The following is a 22,923-nucleotide window of genomic DNA, read 5'->3' on the forward strand; positions in this document are numbered from 1 at the left end:
AAACCCGGCTGGCCAGAGAAAGGTCGCAGGAATCCCCCCTCACTCTGTTTGTTTTTTTACGATTAACTATTCACTACTGTTCACCTTTAAGAAAAAGATAAGTAATACAGTAAGATAAGTGGTGAACAGTTGAGGGTCTGACTGTTCACCGTCTGTTCACCACTGTTCACCCTCCTGTTTTTTCAGCCAGTTATTCACTTAGACCTTTTGGTAATTAAAAAGCAAATTAATATAAGAAAAAGCAATAGAAGGATTGCCAATGGATTGCCACAGGATTGCCAGTGTATGCCTCTGTTTGCCATTCACCTGTTAACGGTTTGTTGTGTGGGATTTCACTGCAAAATGACTTGTTGCCCTGCGTAAAAATATTCACAAAATAGTGAGCTACCCGAAGCCGGACGGACACGACCGGCACTGTATGGACTTTGTGAGGTAGCCCGATGCACACCGCTTTTTCTTCCCCGTCTTCTGCCCCTGCCGCGCCACTGATGCCGGTTTCTGATACCGTTCACGAACGCTTTATCCGTCTGCCCGAAGTGATGCATCTGTGCGGCCTGTCCCGCTCGACCATTTACGACCTCATCAGCCGGGAAGCCTTCCCGAAACAAATCTCCCTCGGCGGAAAAAATGTGGCGTGGGCGCAGTCTGAAATCACTGCATGGATGGCGGATCGCATTGCCGAACGTAACCGGGGCTATGACGCATGATGATGATCGTTCAGCAAACAGCCCCTTTTTCTGGCTTGCTTCTTTTCGCCGTTTCCAGGTATAGTTTTCCCGCTGTCGCAAAATCGGCAGCCGGGATTGGCGTCCCGTTTACAACATTGGCGACACCGGACGCGCCTTGCGTCTTTTTTTGTGTCTATGCCTCAGCGCATCCATTTTTGATCCAGAGATTTATCTGTCTATGGATCCTTCGTGTAATGGTGGCTCAGGCGGGGGCTTCTCACGAAGCGCCGGTTTCCAATGTTGCCGGTTACGCCAACCCCGTCTGGGCTACCACCAGTGAAATTGGCGTTTCCAGTGGTAGCAGCCACATGCAAACATTGGAGGTTGCCCTTATGGCTACGATCCTCACCCCGTCACACCCGCAGTTTGTCTTTGTGTTTGCCGCCGTTCGTCGCGCAGACCGTAAACCCCGTATCTGTATGCTCCGCACCGTTGCCGGTGATGAACACGCTGCACGCCTTTCTCTCGTTCGCAATTACGTCCTCTCGTTTGCTGGCCGCCTGCCGGTTGCGGAGGTGCGCGCATGAGACACACCACCATTACCGCCCGTGACCTCGAATGTCTGGAGCATATGCGCAATGTCGGCCAGCTCGTCGGCGACCTGATGCAGGTGCAGGACTGCGCCACCGTTCGTCGTGACCCGGCGCAGCAGTTACAGCTCACCTCCGTGATTTACCTCATGACCGCCCAGCTCGACGGCGTGGTCGAACGCTGCAATCAGCAGTGGCTGACCGGGGAGGGTAACGTATGAAAAAGCCATTACCGCCCGTATTACGCGCCGCGCTCTATCGTCGCGCCGTGGCCTGTGCATGGCTGACCCTGTGCGAACGTCAGCACCGCTATCCACACCTCACCCTCGACGCGCTGGAAAGCGCCATTGCCGCCGAGCTGGAGGGCTTCTACCTGCGCCAGCATGGCGAGGAAAAAGGCCGCCAGATTGCCTGTGCACTGCTGGAAGATTTAATGGAAGCCGGACCACTCAAAGCCGCGCCGTCGCTGTCTTTTCTCGGGCTGGCCGTGATGGATGAGCTTTGCGCCCGTCATATCACCGCACCAGTACTGCACTGAGGGGGAAAACAACGATGAAAATGAACGTAACAGAAACGGTAAAACAGGCGTGCGGCCACTGGCCGCGCATTCTCCCGGCGCTGGGTGTGAAGGTGATTAAAAACCGCCATCAGGCCTGTCCGGTGTGCGGCGGCTCTGACCGTTTTCGCTTTGACGATAAAGAGGGGCGCGGCACGTGGTACTGCAATCAGTGTGGCGCAGGTGACGGGCTTAAGCTGGTAGAGAAAGTGTTTGGCGTGACCCCGTCAGTAGCTGCCGGAAAGGTGAACGCCGTGACCGGCAACCTGCCGCCGGTTGCCCCGGAAGTGATTGCGGCCGCAGAGGCTGAAACCGATGCCGACCGCAAGGCAGCGGCCGCGCTGGCGGTCAGGCTCATGGAGAAAATCCGACCGGCCACCGGCAACGCCTACCTCACCCGCAAGGGTTTCCCCGCTCAGGAATGTCTGACGCTCACCGTCATGCATAAAACCGGCGGCGTGACGTTCCGCACCGGTGATGTGGTTGTCCCGCTGTATGACGATACCGGCGCACTGGTTAACCTTCAGCTTATCAATGCTGACGGTCTCAAACGCACCCTGAAAGGCGGTCAGGTCAAAGGGGCATGTCATATCATCGAAGGACAGAAACAGACCGGAAAACGCCTGTGGATTGCGGAGGGTTATGCAACTGCGCTCACCGTGCATCATCTGACCGGGGAAACCGTCATGGTGGCGCTGTCCTCCGTAAACCTCCTTTCTCTGGCGAGCCTTACCCGTCACAAATACCCGGCCTGTCAGATTGTCCTCGCAGCCGACCGCGACCTTAACGGCGATGGCCAGAAAAAAGCCGCCGCGGCCGCAGAAGCCTGTGAGGGTGTTGTTGCCCTGCCGCCAGTGTTCGGTGACTGGAATGATGCGTTTATGCAGCACGGCGAGGAAGCCACGCGGAAAGCCATTTATGACGCCATCCGGCCACCGGCGCAAAGTCCGTTTGATACCATGAGCGAGGCGGAATTTACCGCCATGAGCGCCAGCGACAAGGCTCTGCGGGTGCATGAGCATTACGGCGAAGCGCTGGCGGTGGATGCGAACGGCCAGCTCCTGTCCCGCTATGAAAACGGCATCTGGAAAAATATCCCTGCCGCCACTTTTTCACGAAATGTGGCTGACTTATTCCAGCGTCTGCGCGCCCCGTTCTCGTCCGGGAAAATTGCCTCGGTGGTGGAGACCCTGAAACTGATTATTCCGCAGCAGGATACACCGGCACGTCGTCTGATTGGCTTTCGCAACGGGGTACTCGATACCCAAAGCGGCGTATTCAGCCCGCACCATAAATCGCACTGGCTGCGCACGCTGTGTGATGTGGATTTTACCCCGCCGGTGGAAGGGGAAACGCTGGAGACTCACGCGCCGAACTTCTGGCGCTGGCTCGACCATGCGGCCGGTAAAAATCCACAAAAACGCGACGTGATTCTGGCTGCGCTGTTTATGGTGCTGGCGAACCGTTACGACTGGCAGCTCTTTCTCGAAGTCACCGGTCCCGGCGGGAGCGGCAAAAGTATTCTGGCCGAAATCGCGACTCTGCTCGCCGGGGAAGATAACGCCACGTCAGCCGATATCGACACACTGGAAGACCCGCGCAAGCGTGCCTCCCTGATTGGCTTCTCGCTTATCCGTCTGCCAGACCAGGAAAAATGGAGCGGTGACGGCGCAGGACTCAAGGCCATCACCGGCGGCGATGCGGTCTCGGTTGACCCGAAATACCAGAATCCGTACTCAACGCATATTCCGGCTGTAATTCTGGCCGTGAACAATAACCCGATGCGCTTCACCGACCGCAGCGGCGGCGTCTCCCGTCGCCGGGTGATTATTCATTTCCCGGAGCAGATTGCCCCGGAGGAACGCGACCCGCAGCTCAGGGATAAAATTGCGCGCGAGCTGGCCGTCATTGTGCGCCAGCTTATGCAGAAATTCAGCGACCCGATGACCGCCCGCGCACTGCTCCAGTCGCAGCAGAACTCCGACGAGGCGCTCAGCATTAAGCGCGATGCAGACCCGACGTTTGATTTTTGCGGCTATCTGGAAATGCTCCCGCAGACCAACGGGATGTTTATGGGGAATGCCAGCATCATCCCGCGTAATTATCGTAAATATCTCTATCACGCGTATCTGGCCTATATGGAGGCTAACGGCTACAGGAACGTGCTCAGCCTGAAAATGTTCGGGCTGGGGCTGCCCATGATGCTGAAAGAGTACGGCCTGAATTATGAGAAGCGGCACACCAAGCAGGGGATACAAACCAATCTGTCGCTGAAAGAGGAAAGCTACGGAGACTGGTTGCCGAAGTGCGACGACCCCGCAGCAACATAACCTCACTCAGACCGGCAACAGCCGGTCTTTTCCTTTCTGGCCATTGCCACAAGGTGAACAATCCACTGTTCACCCTTCACCGTATATTCACCCTGTATCACCATGAAATTATTGATAAAAAACCAGAGGTGAACAGTGTGAACAGTAAAACCTAAAAAAACTTTTTTATCATCCTCTACTGCCTGCTCACTGCCATATAATTCTGTACCGTGTTCACGGTATTCTGTTGAAAGTAATGTTTAAAATATTAAGGGCGGTTAAATCGTCCGCATTCAATGAGGTTAACAATGGCGCAGGATGCTTGGATTGTGCAATTGCAGATGCTATTAGCTCATATACCTGTTAAGGATATTATGATTAATGCCGTCGGAAGTTTTGTTGGTGGTGTAGCACTCATTTGGCTTGCAATGAGTAAGCATGGCGTTCGTTTTTTAAGGGCAAAGTTAGCAAGACCTAATGTTCGTATCGAACGACGTAGAACACCTGAAAATATATTCACAGGGATAGAGCTTGGTACTCCATCTCGCTGGGTTGAACAGCAATTAGGTGTTCCTAACCGCAAAGGCGATAAATGGTGGGGATATAGGTTTTCAGACTCACTGGTTTCTCTGACATTCGACTCAAATGATTCTATCGAAACCATCGCAGTGGCATTGATTGACCATGATACAACTTTCGAATTTCCTTCTTGGCACCTTTGCTGCCCACCGTTGGGAAAATTAACCCTAAAAGATCTTATGGAAGAGGAACACTTAACTTTGGAGTATAGGGAATCCTTAAGGCATCAAGAACTTGTCGTTTCGGGAAGAGAAGGACCGCCAGGAGCATGGAGTTATGTTGCCTTTGGGGCATTGTCGCCTCATGTCCCTGGGCAGTTGTTACCGAGTGATTTCGAATGGGATAGTGATCGTGAAACTCTTCTGAGCAGCTCACAAGATGTAAAAATCAACTGGGCTGCAGTTTCAAGCACCTCATACATCAATGTTTTTCCATGGGATTTAGGTTTAACGCTTCGACCTTGATAGCATCGATTTGGCGTAACAGCTTATGTTGATAAATGGGGTTGATCATTGTGGAAGTGAGTAGAACTCGTGTCCAGATTTTGGCCTGAAGAGGGTGTATGAAAAATGAACGCATTCGCCAATGTGTATAGGTGTGTGTATAGATTTATTCTTCGATATTAATTTATTCAATAAAATCAATTTATTGATCTTGTTTATCGACTCCTATTATCGCACCACCTTTTCTCGTAAAATCATCAAGTTACTATTGCAGTGTTTTGCTTTGTTCAGCACTAATGTGCATTTTGCGCGTTGCGGATGTGACAAAATTGAGGCAACTGATGATCAATATATTTGTTTCAATGAGTTGAACAATGCAACGTGGGAGTTTTGTAAGACGTGCAATCGCAGGTCCTCGCCATTCTGTGAGCGGAGGTTTTAGCTCTGAATTACATGAAAACCACAATTTTACTTAGGGATGGGGTGATTTTACATGAATAAGAACATTTACCTAGAAAAAACAATCGACTAACATAAACTTCTTGGCAGAAATCCTTGTCATCTTGCGCTGTATTTTTTAATCTATCTTCAATATCTACCAGAAGATAGGCCTCTCATGAAATTCCAGGACGTTGCTACTTTTTCCGGAAATATTCTCACCTTTTTGGGATTGCCAGCACTGATTTTTTTTAAATTTTCCTCTTTTTTGTTTTTTCTGAATGAATGGAAGATTCCTTTCATATGTGGTTCTGTTGTCATTCTAATAACTACATTAATTTATCATCGAAAAAAAAGACGTTATCCCAACAAGTCGAGTTGTTTCTCATTGCTTGTGTTGTTTTTTGCAATGGGTTGTGCGATTTTCTACCAACCATACCCTGAATTTGCACAGATAAGCATTTCTGGCTTCTATAATGAAAAAGATGGGGGGTGGAACAGTAGTAATACAGATGAAAATGCTTATGACATCACTCACCAGATGGAGGAGACGTGGAAAAGGGCCACATCTAAAGAGAATCCTTCATTCCAATTTGTGCCCCCGTTTGCGGTTGAGAACTGGCAATTTCCGACATTGTTTTTGACTCATCGTTCTAAACAGCAAATAATTAATTTGGCTGAAGCGAATTCTCGCTCAGTCGTAACGTTGGTAGGGTTTACACGTGATAATAAAATAGAGAAAATCCACTATGGTTTGAACGGGAAGTTGTTATCACCCAATGCGCATAGCATTAATTTAGAGAGTAGATGGTTTAATCAGATTTTTGATAAAATTATTTCGCAATCACAGTTAACTGATGCTCAAAAGCGAGAGATAATAGCTAAGATCCTCTTCATTGATATAAATGCCCGTACACTAAGTGCCCGAAAAGATGAAATGGACGCTATTGGTATGGCTAACCTGGTCGTTAAGATAAGGAGTGAGGTCATTGATTTAAAAGGGAGATATCCTTTTATAGACGATGAGCTCAACTTTTTGATGGCTGGTCTGACAGCTTCTTTCGTAGATGTTTATAGTGCAGAACTATCTGATGACGTCGCTGCTGGGTTTTTAGTGCAGGCACTCAGCTTTCATCCTTATTATCCTTATCCAGATAAGGAGAGTTTTCAACGCGCTTATGTCAAAAATAGTTATGATAAATGGAAACTAACTAATGACGCTGAAAATGATGTGACTTTATTGAGCCACCTGGCGCAGTTGACATCTTTTATCGAAGATACTAAGGAAAAAGAAAAGATCATTGATGACTTTAAAAATCAGGTTTTTCTTCAAAACCAATCGCCTACGATTTTTTATTCAATGTTAGAAATGATCAAAACCAGTAATTCACTGCTTGATATACCAGTTAAACAAATTCATGAAATTAAAGAAATAGAAGATTATACGGATAATTTTCTTTATCAACATCCTGGCATGGATGATGAATTCATTGAGTTAAAAAGCGCATTGTTATACGGTGTATGCCATACCTGGTATGTTAATCACAATCGAAAAAAAGATGCTTCAAGGTTATTGAGAAAATTCACAAATATTGTGGATAATAATCCTAATGTGTTGCATTTTTTAATAAAAATGAAACAAGAAGATAGTGAATGAAAATAATCGTGCCTGAATCCTCGTTTTAGCTTGTAATAGCAAAAACGCGCTTAGACGCCCCTGTCTGTTGGTGGCTAACTGGTACTATATCACTTGGTTTTTCATTAAAATGGCTGATAATATCGAGCGGCCCTGCGCCAGGGCCGATTCGTTTACTGAGCAGATTTAGCAAGATGTAAATGCAATACGCTTCAACCCCTCTACCGCTTTTTCGAGGTAGGCGCGTGGACATCCCATGTTCAGGCGGATAAAACCTTTTCCAGCAGGACCAAAGCTATTTCCCATTGAAGGCGCAATACCGGTAACATCAAGCATTACCCATTTGAGCTGCTCATCATCCAGTCCAAGCGCTTTGCAATCTATCCACAGTAGATAAGTTGCCTGGGAAGGAACAACCCGAGCCCACGGGAGATGTTCATCAATTTGTTGAATAAACCAGCGTCGATTTTCAGCCAGATAGCCAAGTAACTCGTCTAACCATGGTGCACCATGTTGCCATGCTGCCGTACTCGCTTCGACGGATAGCGCATTGAATACATCCAGCCCATGTGCATCCAGACGGTGTAAAAAGTGTTCACGCAATGCCGGTGCCGGTATCAGAAAATTAGCAATACGCAATGTCGACAAACCAAACGTTTTACTGGCTGAAGTGGCTGAAATTACACGCGAATGCCAGCGTTCTCCCAGATGCAGAACTGAAGTAAATTGTTCTCCAGGAAGCAATAAATCTGCCCATATTTCATCAGACAGCAACGTCACATCATAGGTTTCGCACAGCGTAAGTAGCTGTTCCAGCTCCTGTACAGACCAACAACGGCCGGTTGGATTATGCGGATTACATAAAATCATCAACGGTGGACGTTCAGTCCGGAATAACATTTCCAGGTGAGCAAAATCCATTTGATAACCGGTAGCCGGGTCCTCATACAACGGATTTTCCAGCAACTGTCTGCCGTTCAAAGAGATAATTTTAGCGAATGAGCCATAATAAGGCCCCTGAACGACTACGCCTTCACCGGGTTGGCTCAGCATTTGTACGAGTAGCGATAATCCCGGAACAACACCTTCAATACTGCAGATCCATTCTTGCTTGATTTCCAGCTGATGCCGGGTTGAGAGCCATGAGATTAATGAATCAAAGTAGCTTTGTGGCCGTTCGCTGTAACCAAAAATACCGTGCCCGACGCGGTGAGTTAAAGCCTCCTGAACAGCGGGCGGGCAAGTAAAGTCAAAATCAGACACCCACATTGGCAACAGTTGATGTGTATCCTCGCCGAAATATCGCGCCATAAAGTCCCATTTCAGCGAGGCGGTATCGTGGCGATCGATAATCTTATTAAAATCCATTACATGCTCTCCCTATTCTGTTGCCGTAATATTTTTTTCTGTTTCTGTCACTGATGGCGCCTTCGCAATACCGATTCCCGTGAAGCCGTAAATCAAGGCGAAGAAGATTGCGGCATAGCACTGAATCGCCCATGGCAATAAATCCAGTGTGCTCACTCCTAATGTTGTGGCCATATAAACTCCGGCGGCGGTCCATGGCAACAACGGCTCAATGACGGTGCCAGCGTCTTCAATTGTGCGGGACAGATTTTTGGTATCCAGTCCCATGCGGCGGTATGCGTCTTTAAATAATTCAGCTGGAACCAGAAGAGCCAGCTTGCCGTCGCTTGTCGCTCCGGTAACAAGAAGGGTGGTACCAATGGTTGCCGCAATTAACTGACCGACGCTGTGAATGACCGTCAGTAAGCGGTTAATGATAATGTTGAGTGCGCCCGTTAACGTTAAGGCACCGGCAAAAGAAAATGCGCAAAATACCAGAAGAATAGTGCTCATCATTGAGAACATTCCGCCACGGTTCAGCAGGCGCGGAACATCAGCAATAATGCCCTCACTCCCTTGCGGGAACATAGTAATGTTGAACCCATCTATAAAGGCATCCAGCCCCTGCTTGATGCTGAGTCCTTGCATGACAACGCCCAGAATCAGGGCTAATACGCATGCGCTCAGCATTAAAGGAATGACCGGCTTTTTACGAACCGCGCCCCACAACACAATAACCGGTGGCAAAATCAGAATGATATTGAAGTGGTATAGCGACTCCAGAGCGTTGACAATATCGGTAACCCGTTGCGGCGTGGCGACCTCGCCGAGCATATTGCTGTGGCCCGCAATAAGATAAACCACAGCGGCAAGCAGAAAGCTGGGAATAGTGGTCCACAATAAGTGCTGGATATGCTCGAAAAGGGTGGTATCTGCGACAATGGCCGCAAAGTTGGTGGAGTCTGACAGCGGCGATATCTTGTCACCGAAGTAAGCGCCAGAAACAACGGCACCTGCCGCTGCTGCCAATGAGACATCCAGTCCGGCGGCAACCCCCATCAGCGCTACGCCAACCGTTCCGGCGGAACCCCAGGAGGTTCCGGTACACACCGATACGACGCTGGTCAAAAAGAACGCGGCGATGAGAATGTATTCGGGGCTGATGAGTTTAAGTCCCCAGTACACCATGTAAGGGATGGTGCCGCTGAACATCCATGTACCAATCAGGCCGCCAACACAGATAAGAATCATGATAACCGGCATTGCTTTGGCGAGTTTATCCACCACCGAATTAATGATGTCTTCCCAGCAATACCCTTGCCACCAGGCCATGCCAGCGGCGACTGCAGCAGAACAAAGCAATAAAGGTTCAATACGTAGCCCCATGATGCCGTAGCCAATAATTAACAGCAGTAGCATGGCTAAAATAGGGATCACTGCCAGTCCAAATGAGAGTGCTTTTTTCTGATTTTGAGAGGCATTCATTCATGAATCTCCAGTCTGTAAGGTCGCTCAAGAGTAGAGAACACTCTTTTGTCTGACTGTGATCGTTCATTGGCCCTCATGTAAGCGATTACATGAGGGCGCTAAATTTGAAGTTGATCACAACTCAGGGGCTTGACGATTTACGCATTGATTTCAGAGAGAGGGGGGAAGAACAGAATCGCGGATCACCAGCTCTGCAGTGAAACTATTCACGCTGGGACGCTGAGTTGCGCCCTTAAAAAGCTGTATCGCCAGCTGCGAAGCGCAGCGAGCCATGCGCTCAACGGGATAATGCATTGTTGTGAGTGCTGGGTAGAGATAGCGGGCCATCACCACATCATCAAATCCAACGATCGAAAGCTGTTGAGGAAGTGTAATTCCCTGCTGATGGAGGATGCGCATAATCCCGGCGGCCATCACATCATTAAACGTCACCGCTGCGGTGAAAGGAATGCCGCAATTAAGCAGCTGATGTGCAGCGCGTTCGCCACCTTCTTCATTAAAGGGTACGCTAATCACCCAATTTTTATCTGGCGTAATACCATATTCAGCCAGCGCCTGGCGATAACCTTCCAGCCGCTCACGGCGATCGATAATCGGTAAGTCACTTGTCACGCAGGCAATACAACGGTGTCCTTGCTCCAGGAGATGTAGCGTGGCTGTTTTAGCTGCTTGACTATTTTCCAGCCACACGCAGCGATTGGCCATCCCGGCAATATAGCGATTTACGACCACCATGGCAGGAAAATGAGCGGCATATCGCAACAGTTCCTTTTCAGACAGTCTACTGGCATGGACCACAATAGCTTCGCAGCCCTGGTTTATCAGGAAATCGAGTCCTGATTTTTCCATTCCTTCATCGTGGCCACCGCTGCATACCATCAGCCGAAATTGCTGCTGGCGTGATACTTCTTCCACGCCTCGTGCAAGCCTGGCAAAAAAGGGATCGGCAAGATTGCCGGTCAATAACCCGAGCATGTCACCGCTGCGTTTCGCTAATGCAATAGCGGCAGCATTGCGATGATAGTTCAGTTCGCGCATGGCTTTTTCAACACGCTCACGCGTCACGGGTTCAACCCATGCGGTTTGATTAATAACACGTGAAACTGTTGCGGTGGACACTCCCGCTGACTCTGCAACATCTTTTATCGTTGCCATGCTGGCTCTTTACCTTTTTAATACTTAAGAATTTGCTTATCGCTGGTTTTTTTCCTTATCTTATTCAGGTTGGGAGGATTTGTCACCGATACATCCTCTGAGTATATCTACTCAGAGGCTTATTTTTAGTATTTAATTATTCAATACTATCCTGAGTATTATTATACTTACATACGATATTCGATCATCCCGCTCTTTTTGGCCACCCAGTCATACAGACGTTGCCCACGGAGATTGGTTTCATGCGTATGCCAGTATAATCTTGACGCGTGATGTTTTTTGGCTTGTTGTTGGACATATTCGATAAGTTGTTTACCGATGTGTTGGCCGCGTACATCTTCGCTAACAAATAAATCTTCGAGATAGCAATAGTTTGATTCTGCCCAGGTTGAGCGGTGAAAGAGATAATGAACCAGCCCCACTATTTTCCCATCATATTTTGCAACAGCACAATAAACAGGTTCGCTCGGGGTAAAGAAACGCTCCCACGTTAATTTTGTTACTTCATCTGAAATTATAGTGCGGTAAAATGTTTGATAGTTTATCCATAAAGGAAGCCAGCTGGCGTAGTCTTTTTGTTCTGCACTTTCAATAGTAACGGCATTCATGTTAATCATATATATCCTGATATTTTATACGAGTAATGTGTTAGTATGATGATACTAAGAATTTTATAAACTCTCGTAAAGAGACACTTTCGATATATTGATAGGATCCACTTTAGTATAAAGGTTAATACAATGAAGAAAAACAATGCGCCTTTATTTCAAGGATTTGTTTTAGGAAAAGGTGCGGTTAAGGAGCAGGTTTACCACATCCTCCGCGATCACATCCTCGAAGGGCGATTGCCGCCAGGAACAAAAATGCCGTCAACCAGGGCGTTGTCCGAAATGATGTCAATTTCACGAAACTCAGCGATCGCCGGTTATGACCGGCTATTAGATGAAGGGTATATCCTGACTCGTAAAGGGTCTGGAACGTATGTCTCACATCATATTCCGGATCGGAGTATCAGCAATAGCTATCCAGAGATGGCGTTGGTGGACGTCGTATCGCCTGATGAGCAGGTTCACAGCCGAAATAATCCTGCTCGCGATTTATGGTCAAATGAGTATGAAGGGCGCGGCATGAACCGTCTATTTGCGGTTGGTGTCGGGTGTACGGATCTCTTCCCGCATGGGTTATGGGGAAAGCTACTGCAACGAGTCTGGAGACAATCCCGGCATCAACTGGGAGCCCACACTCATCCTTGCGGGTACCTTCCTTTGAGAAAAGCGGTTTGCCGCTACATTAAAACAACGCGTGGAGTGAACTGTAACGAAGATCAAATAATCATCGTAAATGGTATTCAGCAGGCATTGAACATTACTGCACGAGCATTGCTGTCGGCAGGAAATGATGTTTGGCTGGACGACCCTGGTTACAAAGGCGCCCGCGGAACCTTCATGTCTGTTGGTGCTATGGTGAGGCCGGTACCGGTAGATAGCGAAGGAATGAACGTCCGCTATGGTATTGATCATTTTCCTGACGCCAGGCTGGCCTATGTCGTCCCGTCGGATCAATATCCATTAAGTGGAACGTTGAGTTTATCCCGGCGTTTTGAGTTGCTGGCATGGGCGAAGTCGAATCAGGCATGGATATTTGAAGATGATTATAATAGTGAGTTCCGTTATGCCGACCGTTCTTTACAAGCTCTGCAAGGATTAGATCAGAATCAACGCGTAATCTATGCCGGAACATTTTCTAAAATGATGTACCCGGAATTCCGTTTAGGTTTTTTAGTTGTTCCGCCGGGTTTACAAGAACAGATTATGGTGACCAAATATTATTCCGATCTCGGCACCAGCTATCTTGAACAAGCAGTGATGGCAAATTTTATTGAGGAGGGGCACTATGCCAGTCATGTGCGTCGAATTCGCAAAGCATGCTATGAAAGAAGAACTGCTTTGGTCAATGCTATTCAATACTATCTTGCTGATAAAATGATTATTCAACCTTCAGACTCAGGCGTTCATATCGTATGTTGGTTGCAAAATGGGATGACTGGGAGTGAAGTTGAAGAGAAAGCCAGATTACTAGGGATGGGAATACTATCACTAAGTCGTTATTACCAGAGCGATGTCTCACGACAGGGGATTTTGATTGGTTTTGCAAATCATCCGGTAGAGGCAATTGTTGATGGGATTCGCCGTCTGGCTCAGGTTATTTAACTTATAATTTATTCAGCTCTTAGCATTAATGCAGTAAATACGTTTCTTTTGCTACGTGTAAAAATGTTGCGCCTGTTTTTTGTACAATTAAATAGTGTGGATCTGTTAAAAACACGCATTGTGGTTCTTTTGGACTGCCCAGTTTGATCATACTCTGCGCTGGTTTAGCCCTGTTTTGTAAGAGGTATGGATATGTCGGGCATCTTTAATCAATTTCATCAACCCGTTGGTATGACTTTGTCTGACTGGAAAGGCGCCCCCTTTCCACAGGCTCAGCAAATTACAGGTCGCTATTGTAAGCTTGAACGTATTAACGCCGAATGCCATGCAAAAGAGTTGTATGAAGCGTACTGCGAAGCAAACGATTGTCGTGACTGGACATATCTGGCGGTCGGGCCTTTTGAGACCTTCGATACCTTCCTGGATTATGTAAAAAAGATGGAAGAACAGACCGATCCGATGCATTTTGCTGTGATCGATTTAACCAGTATGAAACCTGTTGGTACGTTTGCACTGATGCGGATTGATACCTCAAATGGCGTGATCGAGGTTGGCCATGTTTCCTACTCCGTACGCATGAAACGTTCGCGAATCTCAACAGAAGTCATCTCATTGCTTTTAAAGTACGTTTTTGAGGATCTGGGCTATCGCCGTTTTGAATGGAAATGCGATGCTCTCAATGCTCCTTCCCGTGGGGCGGCGGAGCGCTTTGGCTTCAGTTTTGAAGGCATATTTCGTCAGGCTGTCGTCACGCGGGGGCGTAATCGAGATACCGCATGGTACTCAATCATTGACGGTGAGTACCCGTCACTTCGGCCGGCCTACGATATGTGGCTCGATGAGCGTAATTTCGATAATCAGGGACGGCAGATTAGGCGTCTTGGCGAGCTGATGGAAAGGGGATAAAAAAGCTCCCCGAATAAACCGGGGAGCCAGAAAGCGTAGCGCCCGTGTAGAATTATCTCTGCCGCGACTCAAGCCAGACCAGCGCCAGCGTGGAGAGTCCGCACATCAGCAGAATGCCGACAAACCAAAACAGATACCACATCGTACAGTCCTCCTTAATAAAGTTCGTGGTTGTGGCGGCGGATCGTTTCTACATTGATGCGCCCGAGCATTTTGTAATAACTCCACACGGTATAAAGCAGAACGATCGGTAGAAAAATCAGCACAATAACCAGCATGATACTGAGTGTCATCTGGCTGGAGGTGCTGTCCCACACCGTCAGGCTGGAGAGCGGATACGCGCTTGAAGGCATCACAAACGGAAACAGGGTGATTCCAGCGGTGAAGATCACGCAGGCCTGGCCCAGTGAAGCAAACAAAAATCCCCATACGGCCCGACGTTGTCCGCAGGCATAGATCGCGAGCATCGGGAAAATCATGCCAAGCAGCGGAATAATTAACAGCAGTGGTGACTGATAATAGTGCGCCATCCACGCGCCCGGCGAGGTAGTTACTGCTTTTAATAACGGGTTGGAAGGACCATTAGGATCCTGGCTTAGCAACACATAGCCATCGATACCCGTCCATAGCCAGTAACCGGCTAACAGAAAGCAGAGCACGACCAGCATCGCGCTGCGGCGGGTAGCAGACAGCGCACGTTGGTGAAGAATGCCGTCGGTCTTCAACTGGAGCCACACGCCCCCTTGCAGAATAACCAGCATCAGGCTTAATGCGCCGCACAGCAGGGCAAAGGGTGAGAGTAACTGCCAGAAGGTGCCCAGGTATTGCACATGAAGCTGTGGAGTGAAGATAAAAGGCACGCCCAAAAAAAGGTTGCCGAACGCGACGCCGAAGATAACTGGAGGGACCAGACTGCCAATCACCAACCCGGTGTCCCACATGGCGCGCCAGCGTGCATTGGCTATTTTTCCACGATAATCAAAGGCCAACGGGCGAAAGAAAAGGGCGCACAGCACCAGAATCATCGCCACATAAAACCCTGAAAATGCCGCGGCATAGACCCGTGGCCAGGCCGCGAATAATGCACCGCCCGCCAGAATGAGCCACACCTGGTTACCTTCCCAGTGCGCTCCGACGCTATTGATTAGTACCCGACGCTCATCATCGTTACGCGCGATCAGCGGCAACAGGCAGCCAACCCCCATATCAAACCCGTCGGTGACCATAAATGCCACCAGGATGATGCCAATCAGCAGCCACCAGATGAGCCGCAACGTTTCATAATCCAACATGATTATCTCCTTTATCCCTGTTGTTGCGCTGGTTGTTGGTTATGCATTGCATCCGGGCCAAGGCGCGCGTATTTCTGCATCAGGTAGACTTCGGCAATTAAAAACAAGGTGTAAAGCGTGAGAATTAGCCCCATGGAGAAGGCCAGTTGGCCTGCGCTTAACGCGGAGTGGGCGTACCAGGTCGGCAAAATATCCTGAATCGCCCACGGCTGGCGGCCAAACTCCGTCATAAACCAGCCCGCTTCAATGGCAATCCACGGTAGCGGCAAGCTCCACAGCGTCATGTGCAGTACCCAGCGATGCTGGTCGATACGCCAGCGTAAGGTCTGTATCAGGGCAATCGCCATCACCAGCAGCAGAAGTGAACCGCATGCAATCATGATGCGAAAACTCCAGAATACCGGTGCTACTTGCGGGATCGCACCGCGTTGCGCGGCCTGATATTGCTCCGGAGTGACATGGTTCATATCAGGTGCGTAGTTCGCCAGCAGGATGCCGTAACCCAGATCTTTCTCCACAGCGTGAAAAGCGTTCAGTACCTGAGGCGTGCGGTTACCTTTGGCGATTTCCTGCATCAGCAGCCACGCTTTCCGACCTCGTTGCAGGCGGGGAAGAGCATCCTCCATCAGATTTTTCAGCCCCGGAACCGGCGTGTCTAAAGAGTGCGTGGCCAGGATGCCCAGCAGAGCCGGTATCTTCACAGCAAAGGCGTTACGTTCTTGCTCCTGCTGCGGCCAGGCGATGACATGAAAGGGCGCGGGTGCCGGTTCGGTTTGCCATTCGCCTTCCATTGCCGCCAGCTTTACCGGCTGGCGTTGGGCAACCTCATAGGCTGAGCTATCACCCAGTTGCAGGGTGCCGAGGATAGCCAGCGTGCCAAAAACGGAACCCACCGCGAAGGAACGCCGGGCGAACTCGCGATTGCGACCGCGCAGCAAATACCAGGCGCTGATGGACATCACAAACATGGCGCCGGTGACATAACCGGACATCACGGTATGCACAAATTTCACCTGGCTGATGGGGTTAAAGACCAGCTCGCTAAAGCTGCTCATCTCCATACGCAAGGTATCAATATTAAAGTGAGCGCCGGTTGGATATTGCATCCAGCCGTTGGCGTTGAGGATCCACAGGGCCGAGATATTGGAACCAAACGCGACCAGCCAGGTGACCATCAGGTGTTGGTATTTGGTTAAGCGTTGCCAGCCGAAGAAGAACAGGCCAACGAACGTGGATTCGAGGAAGAAGGCCAGCAGGGCTTCCATTGCCAGAGGCGCGCCAAAAATATCGCCCACATAGTTAGAATAGAGCGACCAGTTAGTACCGAACTGAAACTCCATGGTCAGGCCGGTTGCCACGCCGAGCGCAAAGTTAATCCCGAATAACTTGCCCCAGAAACGCGTCATGTCGCGGTAGACTGTTTTGCCCGTCACCACATAAATGGTTTCCATGATGGCCAGCATAAAAATTAGCCCCAGCGTCAGGGGAACAAACAGAAAATGGTACAGCGCGGTCAGCGCAAACTGCCAACGCGATAAGTCAATGACGTCCCACATGCGAACTCCATCAGGCATTAGAGAGTGAATAGATAAGGAAGAAAACGCCAGACCCGCAGCATAAAAGCATGCGGGCCGGGAGAGAGGGTCAGGCCGGTGGACCGGATGCCAGCCAGCCGCAGACTTCATCCAGACGCTGGAGCGAGTCGCGAAGATCTTCCGGCGCAGCCTGCACCAGTTCCGGTAATGGACAGATCTCATAACTTTCGAGCAGAAGCCCTTTCAGGGTATCCAGACAGCGCACATGCCAGACATGGCGCAGCGCCGTGGCGTCGATTTGGCTCTCACCATAGCCGATAGTGCGGATCTGGATGTGTCCTTCGCCACATAACCGAGCAAGAAACAGGCGATCCGCATCGCTAATCGGCAGTTGGGTGAGGTTAATGCTATGGGGTTGCAAGGCCGGATCGCGCACGTACGCCAGCAGTTCCTGAGCCAGCGTCAGGCCATTCATTAGCCCGTCCACTGGCGGGGGCAACAGGCTGTCGTCCGGCAGTGTATTGAACGTTGCTGCCAGCCACAGCGCCCGCGGCGCACTGCCTGCTTCCAGATGCTCCTCCCACTGCCCGTTGTCATTCTGACAACGCACCCGCCAGATACCGCAGAAAATCGACTCCTGGATCTCGCACGCTCTGCCGTCAGCATGCTGGATGCGCACTGAAACTTCGCCTTCACCGAGCAGCGTATTCAAAAACGTGAGATCGTCTGCGTTGAGCGCGGATAAATCCCATCCCAGCACGTCTTGTTTGGCGGGAGTGCGCCTCCTGAGCTGGTGGCGCACATCGGCTAACAATGCCATCACCGCCGGACTGTGCGGACAGTTTTCCAGTGATGCCATGCTGGGGTCGCTGTTGACCTGGCAGGTGAGGGGTAAGGGATTCATGCTGAAGCTGTCATCGTCCGGCTGCGTTCCCGGCCCCAGCAGATGAAAAAAAGTGTCGCTCATCGTTCAGACTCCGGCGGCGTGCGTGGTTCAACTAAGGGGCGCATCAGGTTGAGCAGATCGGCCCACGGGTGGATGCCGCTGAGAATGCCGCTCAGTTCGCCGTGGATAAACACCAGTGTGGCCGGGAAGCGGAATACGCCAAAACGATCGCCAATCGCCTCGCTATGCTCGAGATCCGCCATGGCGATGTGCCAGTCAAACTGGGGAAACTCGCGGAGCAACTCGGCAATCATCACCGGATTATCGCTGACTTCCGGTGTACGGCGGGGATCGCTACTGAGTAACACCACACCGTCGCGAACGTGGGTTATCCAGTCATCCAGTTCGGGCGCGGTTAGCGGCTGCCAGCCTCGTGCCAGCATACGTTGCCATAGAGCAGGAAAAGGGTTGTCATTCAACATGTTGCTTATCTCTCCAGCGTTACGCGATACTGGCGAATATGCACGCCTTCATAGTTTTCCATCGACAGGCATTCATAGTTCAGGCAACGCGTTTCATCGTTGGTCTGTGGCACAATCCCCCACGCAGCCAGTTGCGTAAGTGCAGCCTGCTCCGCCGCCGGAAGCTGAGCACGCGCGATGTCGGTCAGGCTGCCGCCATAGTCGTCCAGCTGTACCGGTTGAAGTCCTACAAGGGCGATGTGCGGGGGCAGATGGCCGCGAATGTCCGCCAGCGCCAGCACTTCGGAGAAACTGTTCTGATGCAGACTCATTTTTTTGGCGCTGAGGTAACTGGGGACTTTTTCACCGGCGTAGGTTTGCAGGGTGCCCGGCGCGAGACCGTAGTCGATGGCGTCCAGCAACAGCAGATGACTGGCCTGCTCAACGTAGCCCAGCAGATTCAGCCCCTGCGTGCCGCCGTCGACGATCTCAACGTATTCCGGCCAGTGATAATGGGCGTACAGGCGTTCGGCGACGCGAATGCCAAAGCCTTCATCTGCCCACAGCAGGTTGCCTAGACCCATCACGATGACGTGTGGTTCGCTCATGACGCCTCCTTGTCGTGCTGACCTTTGGGAAATTTGTGGCTACGGTAGCCATTGACCATGGTGGAGATGACGGTATCGTCAGACATGATGTCCTCACGAATCGCCATATACACATGGCCTACGATGAAGGCGGCGATGAACCACATCCCCAACCGATGCCAGCTGTGAATATCGAGAGAGTTCCCACCGGTCCAGTAGAAAAACTCTGTCACATAGCGGAAAGGGGTAAAAATGGCGTACTGGCTATGTTCGCTGTATAAGGCAAAACCGGTGAGGATCATAAAAACGGAGAGCAGGAAATAACCGCACATCGCCGCCTGCGCGATGGGGTTATGACCGATATCATCTCCCGGTTTTTTTTCCAGAAACAGATACCAGCGCACCACCGAAAACGCGCCTCGCCACCAGCTGCGCCGCCAGACCGGCACGATAAACAACTCGCGTGAATAGCGGTTACCGACAAAGGCCCAGTAAATGCGCATCAGCAGGATCACCGTGAATACCATGGCGGCGGAGAAATGTATCAGCCGGATGTCGCCCATATAGAACAGATAAGTGGCCTCACCGCTGACCGACGGCAGCGGTCGACCAATGAAGTATCCGGTCACCATCAACACCAACATGCAGCCGACCGTCAGCCAGTGCCACAAGCGCACAGGCGCTTCAAACACATAGTGGCTGATAGCGGTATCACGCGCCTCCCCGACGCGTGGGGATGTTTTTCCAGTCATCGTTCCGTTCCTTAACGCTTAGCGAACCTGGACGGCGATAAGTTCGCTGCCGTCGTCGCCGAGTACGTGGGTTGAACATGCCAGGCAGGGGTCGAAGCTGTGCAAGGTGCGCAGGATCTCCAGTGGTTGATCCGGTATCGCCATTTGGGTGCCCATCAGCGCCGCCTCGTAAGCGCCAATTTGTCCCTTCGGATCGCGCGGGCTGGCATTCCAGGTGGTCGGCACCACACACTGATAGAGATCGATTTTCCCGTCGCGAATCGATGCCCAGTGACCTAACGCGCCGCGCGGTGCTTCGGTAAAGCCGATCCCGCGGCACTGCTGCGGCCAGCTTTCAGGCTCCCATTTTTCGGTGTTTGCGGTCGCCAGATTGCCGTTTTTCAGGTTGGTCATTAGCTTGTCGAAGAAATATTGCAGTTTGCTCACGGCCCACTGGGCTTCGTGCGCGCGGCACAGAATACGCCCCAGCGTCGACTGCATACCCGAAAGCGGCAGCTTGAGGGCAGACATCATGCGATCGACGGATTCAATCGTGGCGGCATCCCCTTTGTGATAGGCAATCAGCGTGCGCGCCAGTGGTCCAACTTCCATGGCGTGTCCGCGCCAGCGCGGGGCTTTAATCCACGAATAGCGTTCCTGTTCGTTGAGCTGTTTGATATCAATATCGCTGCCTTTGACATTGCCCGGGTTATACCAGGGTTCAGTAATCCCTTCGAACGGGTGACGACCTAATTGATCGTCCGGATAACGGTACCAGGCATGATCGACAAACTCCTGAATTTGTTGCGGATCGGCCAGATCCACTGGCAGCACGTTTTTAAAATCACCGTTAATCACCGCACCGCCTGGCATCAACAGGCTCTTCGCGCTGAAGTCATTGGCGATATCCGGGAACGCGCCGTAGCTCAGGACGCACTTATCAGAAAGCCCGGTGCCAATCTGGCTCCAGGACTTATTGAACTGGCCGATAGCCAGCGCGTCAGGCACCATGACGTTGTTGATGAAATCAGTGGTGCGGGTGATGATCGACTGCACCAGGTTCAGGCGTTCCATATCGACTGCGCCAACCGCGCCGCGCTGATCGATATTAATCGCGCACGGCATACCGCCGACAATCCAGTTAGGATGCGGGTTCTTACCGCCAAACACCGTATGGATTTTGATGATCTCGCGCTGAAAATCGAGTGCTTCCAGATAATGGGCAAAGCCCATCAGGTTAGCCTCAGGCGACAGTTTGTACTGCGGATGACCCCAATAACCGTTGCGGAAAATCCCCAGTTGACCGCCGTCGACAAATTTCTTCAGGCGATTTTGGACGTCAAAAAAGTAGCCAGGGGAGGACTTCGGCCAGGCAGAAAGGCTCTGCGCCAGCTGCGATGTGGCGCGCGGATCTGCTTTCAGGGCATTCAACACGTCAATCCAATCCATTCCGGCTAACTGGTAAAAGTGCACCAGATGGTCGTGGCACCACAGCGTGGCCAGCATAATATTGCGAATGATGTTGGCGTTGTCGGGCACCTTGATGCCAATGGCATCTTCAATGGCATACACCGATGCCAGGGCATGTACGCCGGTGCATACTCCGCAAATCCGTTCGACAAAGGCCCAGGCATCGCGCGGGTCGCGACCTTGTAGAATGATCTCCAGTCCGCGGAACATAGTGCCGCAGGAAACCGCGTTGGTGATGATGTTCTGTTCATCAATGTTCACTTCACAACGCATATGGCCTTCAATGCGGGTTATGGGGTCCACAACCAGGCGGCGACCCGCATTGTTTAACGTATATCCCTGGGTTTGATACGAGTTGCTCATGCCTGGTTATCCTCTTTGTCCGGCTGCGGTTGTTCGGCTTCTGTTAACTGCTGTTTGTGGCGGTTATGTTGATTGACGGCGCTGGCGACTGCGTGGACGCCTACACCAGCCGCCACTACGCCGAGCGCGGTGAGGCCCACGGTGTCAGCGGTAGAATGCGTTCCCATCTGTGGAATATCGACCACGCGGCTGTAGAACGAACCGCGATCCCAGAAGCCGTTCTCCGAACATCCCAGACAACCGTGGCCGGACTGGATGGGGAAGGAAACGCCACCATTCCAGCGGGTGGTGGAACAGGCGTTATAGGTGGTTGGCCCCTTGCAGCCCATTTTGTACAGGCAATAGCCTTTGCGGGCAGCGTCATCGTCCCAACTTTCAACGAACTCCCCGGCGTCAAAGTGGGCGCGGCGGTAGCATTTGTCATGAATACGCTGACCATAAAACATCAGCGGACGCCCCAGACGATCGAGTTCCGGCAGCCTGTCAAAAGTCACCATGTAGGTAATGATGGCGCTCATGACGTCTGGAATCGGCGGGCAACCGGGCACTTTCACGATCGGCTTATCGGTAATCACTTTATCGATCGGTGTTGCCTGAGTTGGGTTAGGCCGGGCAGCCTGCACGCAGCCCCAGGATGCGCAGGTGCCCCAGGCGATAATCGCGCTGGCACCGGCGGCGGCTCTTTTAAGCTTTTCAATAAACGGTCGCCCGCCGCTAATGCAGAACATCCCTTGTTCTCCCAGCGGAGGATTACCTTCGACGGCCAGAATGTATCGGCCGTGGTAGCGGCTTAGAATGTCTTCAAAGACCTCTTCGGCCTGTGTTCCGGCGGCGGCCATCAGAGTGTCGTCGTAATCAAGGGAAATCAGAGAGAGGATGACGTCTTTGGCGAGTGGGTGAGAGGAGCGGATAAATGATTCGGTACAGCAGGTGCATTCCAGACCGTGGATCCAGACGACCGGGATCCGGGGTTTGTTTTCCAGCGCCCAGGCGATTCTGGGCGTCATTCCAGCCCCCAACCCTAGCGATGTTGCCGCGAGGCTACAATATTTAAGAAAACTGCGTCTGCTCACGCCCTTGCGGCGCATCGCCTGATAAAAGGTCTCCTCGTTATTCGTATTCATAACACGCGTTTCTTCCCCCGTTGAGTTCTGGCGCACGCCGCCAGCGATAATCTAAAAAAGCCTATCCGATTAGCGGGGAGAAACAATGCAAAGTGTGTGGTTATGTCCTATTGCGATATTTTCGTGCCTGTTATCTGTTTTTCGCTTTT

The 22,923-nt window shown here is 50.9% G+C and carries 22 protein-coding genes; 9 read left to right on the forward strand and 13 right to left on the reverse strand.

Annotated features, from left to right (window positions below; genetic code table 11):
- Positions 1 to 440: 440 nt before the first annotated feature.
- The 7 genes from WC1_RS19155 to WC1_RS19125 all read left to right on the forward strand — a co-directional run bounded on the left by WC1_RS19155 (position 441) and on the right by WC1_RS19125 (position 7,240).
- The gene (locus tag WC1_RS19155; protein WP_000556587.1) at positions 441 to 707 is read left to right on the forward strand and encodes a helix-turn-helix transcriptional regulator; all 267 of its coding nucleotides are present in this window, start codon (positions 441 to 443) and stop codon (positions 705 to 707) included.
- Entirely contained in the window at positions 704 to 1,255 is a 552-nt protein-coding gene (locus WC1_RS23285; RefSeq protein WP_071599111.1) for a host cell division inhibitor Icd-like protein, read from the forward strand. Before WC1_RS19155 ends, WC1_RS23285 begins: the two co-directional genes overlap by 4 nt.
- Entirely contained in the window at positions 1,252 to 1,479 is a 228-nt protein-coding gene (locus tag WC1_RS19145) for a hypothetical protein (protein ID WP_001216599.1), read from the forward strand. Before WC1_RS23285 ends, WC1_RS19145 begins: the two co-directional genes overlap by 4 nt.
- A complete protein-coding gene (locus WC1_RS19140; protein ID WP_001472077.1) occupies positions 1,476 to 1,796 on the forward strand; it encodes a DUF5375 domain-containing protein in 321 nt (106 codons plus the stop codon). The genes WC1_RS19145 and WC1_RS19140 overlap by 4 nt, the downstream gene beginning before the upstream one ends.
- A 14-nt stretch (positions 1,797 to 1,810) precedes the next feature.
- Positions 1,811 to 4,144 carry a primase-helicase zinc-binding domain-containing protein gene (locus WC1_RS19135; RefSeq protein ID WP_016149636.1) on the forward strand — a complete coding sequence of 778 codons (2,334 nt, stop codon included), beginning with the start codon at positions 1,811 to 1,813 and terminating at the stop codon, positions 4,142 to 4,144.
- Positions 4,145 to 4,431: 287 nt separating this feature from the next.
- Entirely contained in the window at positions 4,432 to 5,166 is a 735-nt protein-coding gene (locus WC1_RS19130) for a hypothetical protein (protein ID WP_016149637.1), read from the forward strand.
- A 595-nt stretch (positions 5,167 to 5,761) separates the two neighbouring features.
- Entirely contained in the window at positions 5,762 to 7,240 is a 1,479-nt protein-coding gene (locus tag WC1_RS19125) for a hypothetical protein (RefSeq protein ID WP_016149638.1), read from the forward strand.
- A 165-nt stretch (positions 7,241 to 7,405) separates the two neighbouring features.
- Here WC1_RS19125 and WC1_RS19120 read toward each other — a convergent pair whose 3' ends face one another.
- The 4 genes from WC1_RS19120 to WC1_RS19105 all read right to left on the reverse strand — a co-directional run bounded on the left by WC1_RS19120 (position 7,406) and on the right by WC1_RS19105 (position 11,826).
- Positions 7,406 to 8,587, reverse strand: coding sequence for a MalY/PatB family protein (locus tag WC1_RS19120; RefSeq protein ID WP_016149639.1), 1,182 nt, complete (start codon positions 8,585 to 8,587; stop codon positions 7,406 to 7,408).
- A gap of 12 nt (positions 8,588 to 8,599) precedes the next feature.
- Complete coding sequence (gene nhaC, locus WC1_RS19115) at positions 8,600 to 10,051, reverse strand: Na+/H+ antiporter NhaC (RefSeq protein WP_016149640.1); 1,452 nt, start codon at positions 10,049 to 10,051, stop codon at positions 8,600 to 8,602.
- 153 nt (positions 10,052 to 10,204) lie between these two features.
- On the reverse strand, positions 10,205 to 11,209 hold the full coding sequence (locus WC1_RS19110) for a LacI family DNA-binding transcriptional regulator (RefSeq protein ID WP_016149641.1): 1,005 nt from the start codon (positions 11,207 to 11,209) through the stop codon (positions 10,205 to 10,207).
- 167 nt (positions 11,210 to 11,376) lie between these two features.
- Positions 11,377 to 11,826, reverse strand: a complete 450-nt coding sequence (locus WC1_RS19105) for a GNAT family N-acetyltransferase (RefSeq protein WP_003838738.1) — start codon at positions 11,824 to 11,826, stop codon at positions 11,377 to 11,379.
- Positions 11,827 to 11,949: 123 nt separating this feature from the next.
- Here WC1_RS19105 and WC1_RS19100 point away from each other — a divergent pair, with 123 nt between their 5' ends.
- Both WC1_RS19100 and WC1_RS19095 read left to right on the forward strand, forming a co-directional pair.
- The gene (locus WC1_RS19100) at positions 11,950 to 13,419 is read left to right on the forward strand and encodes a MocR-like pyridoxine biosynthesis transcription factor PdxR (protein ID WP_016149642.1); all 1,470 of its coding nucleotides are present in this window, start codon (positions 11,950 to 11,952) and stop codon (positions 13,417 to 13,419) included.
- Positions 13,420 to 13,611: 192 nt separating this feature from the next.
- Entirely contained in the window at positions 13,612 to 14,325 is a 714-nt protein-coding gene (locus tag WC1_RS19095; RefSeq protein ID WP_016149643.1) for a GNAT family N-acetyltransferase, read from the forward strand.
- A 52-nt stretch (positions 14,326 to 14,377) separates the two neighbouring features.
- On the opposite strand, the gene cbdX is transcribed toward WC1_RS19095, so the two are convergent.
- From cbdX to hyaA, 9 genes are all read right to left on the reverse strand, one after another.
- Positions 14,378 to 14,467, reverse strand: coding sequence for a cytochrome bd-II oxidase subunit CbdX (gene cbdX, locus WC1_RS23290; protein ID WP_003838732.1), 90 nt, complete (start codon positions 14,465 to 14,467; stop codon positions 14,378 to 14,380).
- 13 nt (positions 14,468 to 14,480) lie between these two features.
- The gene (gene appB, locus WC1_RS19090; protein ID WP_016149644.1) at positions 14,481 to 15,617 is read right to left on the reverse strand and encodes a cytochrome d ubiquinol oxidase subunit II; all 1,137 of its coding nucleotides are present in this window, start codon (positions 15,615 to 15,617) and stop codon (positions 14,481 to 14,483) included.
- An 11-nt stretch (positions 15,618 to 15,628) separates the two neighbouring features.
- Entirely contained in the window at positions 15,629 to 17,173 is a 1,545-nt protein-coding gene (appC, locus tag WC1_RS19085) for a cytochrome bd-II oxidase subunit 1 (RefSeq protein ID WP_016149645.1), read from the reverse strand.
- A gap of 88 nt (positions 17,174 to 17,261) precedes the next feature.
- Positions 17,262 to 18,119, reverse strand: coding sequence for a hydrogenase expression/formation protein (locus WC1_RS19080; protein WP_016149646.1), 858 nt, complete (start codon positions 18,117 to 18,119; stop codon positions 17,262 to 17,264).
- Positions 18,116 to 18,520: a hydrogenase-1 operon protein HyaE gene (hyaE, locus tag WC1_RS19075; RefSeq protein ID WP_016149647.1), complete on the reverse strand. Its 405-nt coding sequence runs from the start codon at positions 18,518 to 18,520 to the stop codon at positions 18,116 to 18,118. The genes WC1_RS19080 and hyaE overlap by 4 nt, the downstream gene beginning before the upstream one ends.
- A gap of 5 nt (positions 18,521 to 18,525) precedes the next feature.
- Positions 18,526 to 19,107 (reverse strand): hydrogenase 1 maturation protease, encoded by a 582-nt coding sequence (gene hyaD, locus WC1_RS19070; RefSeq protein WP_003838722.1) that lies wholly within the window; start codon positions 19,105 to 19,107, stop codon positions 18,526 to 18,528.
- Positions 19,104 to 19,838, reverse strand: coding sequence for a Ni/Fe-hydrogenase b-type cytochrome subunit (gene hyaC / locus WC1_RS19065; protein ID WP_003838720.1), 735 nt, complete (start codon positions 19,836 to 19,838; stop codon positions 19,104 to 19,106). Before hyaC ends, hyaD begins: the two co-directional genes overlap by 4 nt.
- 18 nt (positions 19,839 to 19,856) lie before the next feature.
- On the reverse strand, positions 19,857 to 21,650 hold the full coding sequence (hyaB, locus tag WC1_RS19060) for a Ni/Fe-hydrogenase large subunit (protein WP_016149648.1): 1,794 nt from the start codon (positions 21,648 to 21,650) through the stop codon (positions 19,857 to 19,859).
- A complete protein-coding gene (gene hyaA / locus WC1_RS19055; RefSeq protein ID WP_016149649.1) occupies positions 21,647 to 22,774 on the reverse strand; it encodes a hydrogenase 1 small subunit in 1,128 nt (375 codons plus the stop codon). Before hyaA ends, hyaB begins: the two co-directional genes overlap by 4 nt.
- Positions 22,775 to 22,923 lie beyond the last annotated feature (149 nt).

It is taken from the genome of Citrobacter sp. KTE30 (assembly GCF_000398825.1).
GTDB classification, from domain to species: domain Bacteria; phylum Pseudomonadota; class Gammaproteobacteria; order Enterobacterales; family Enterobacteriaceae; genus Citrobacter; species Citrobacter freundii.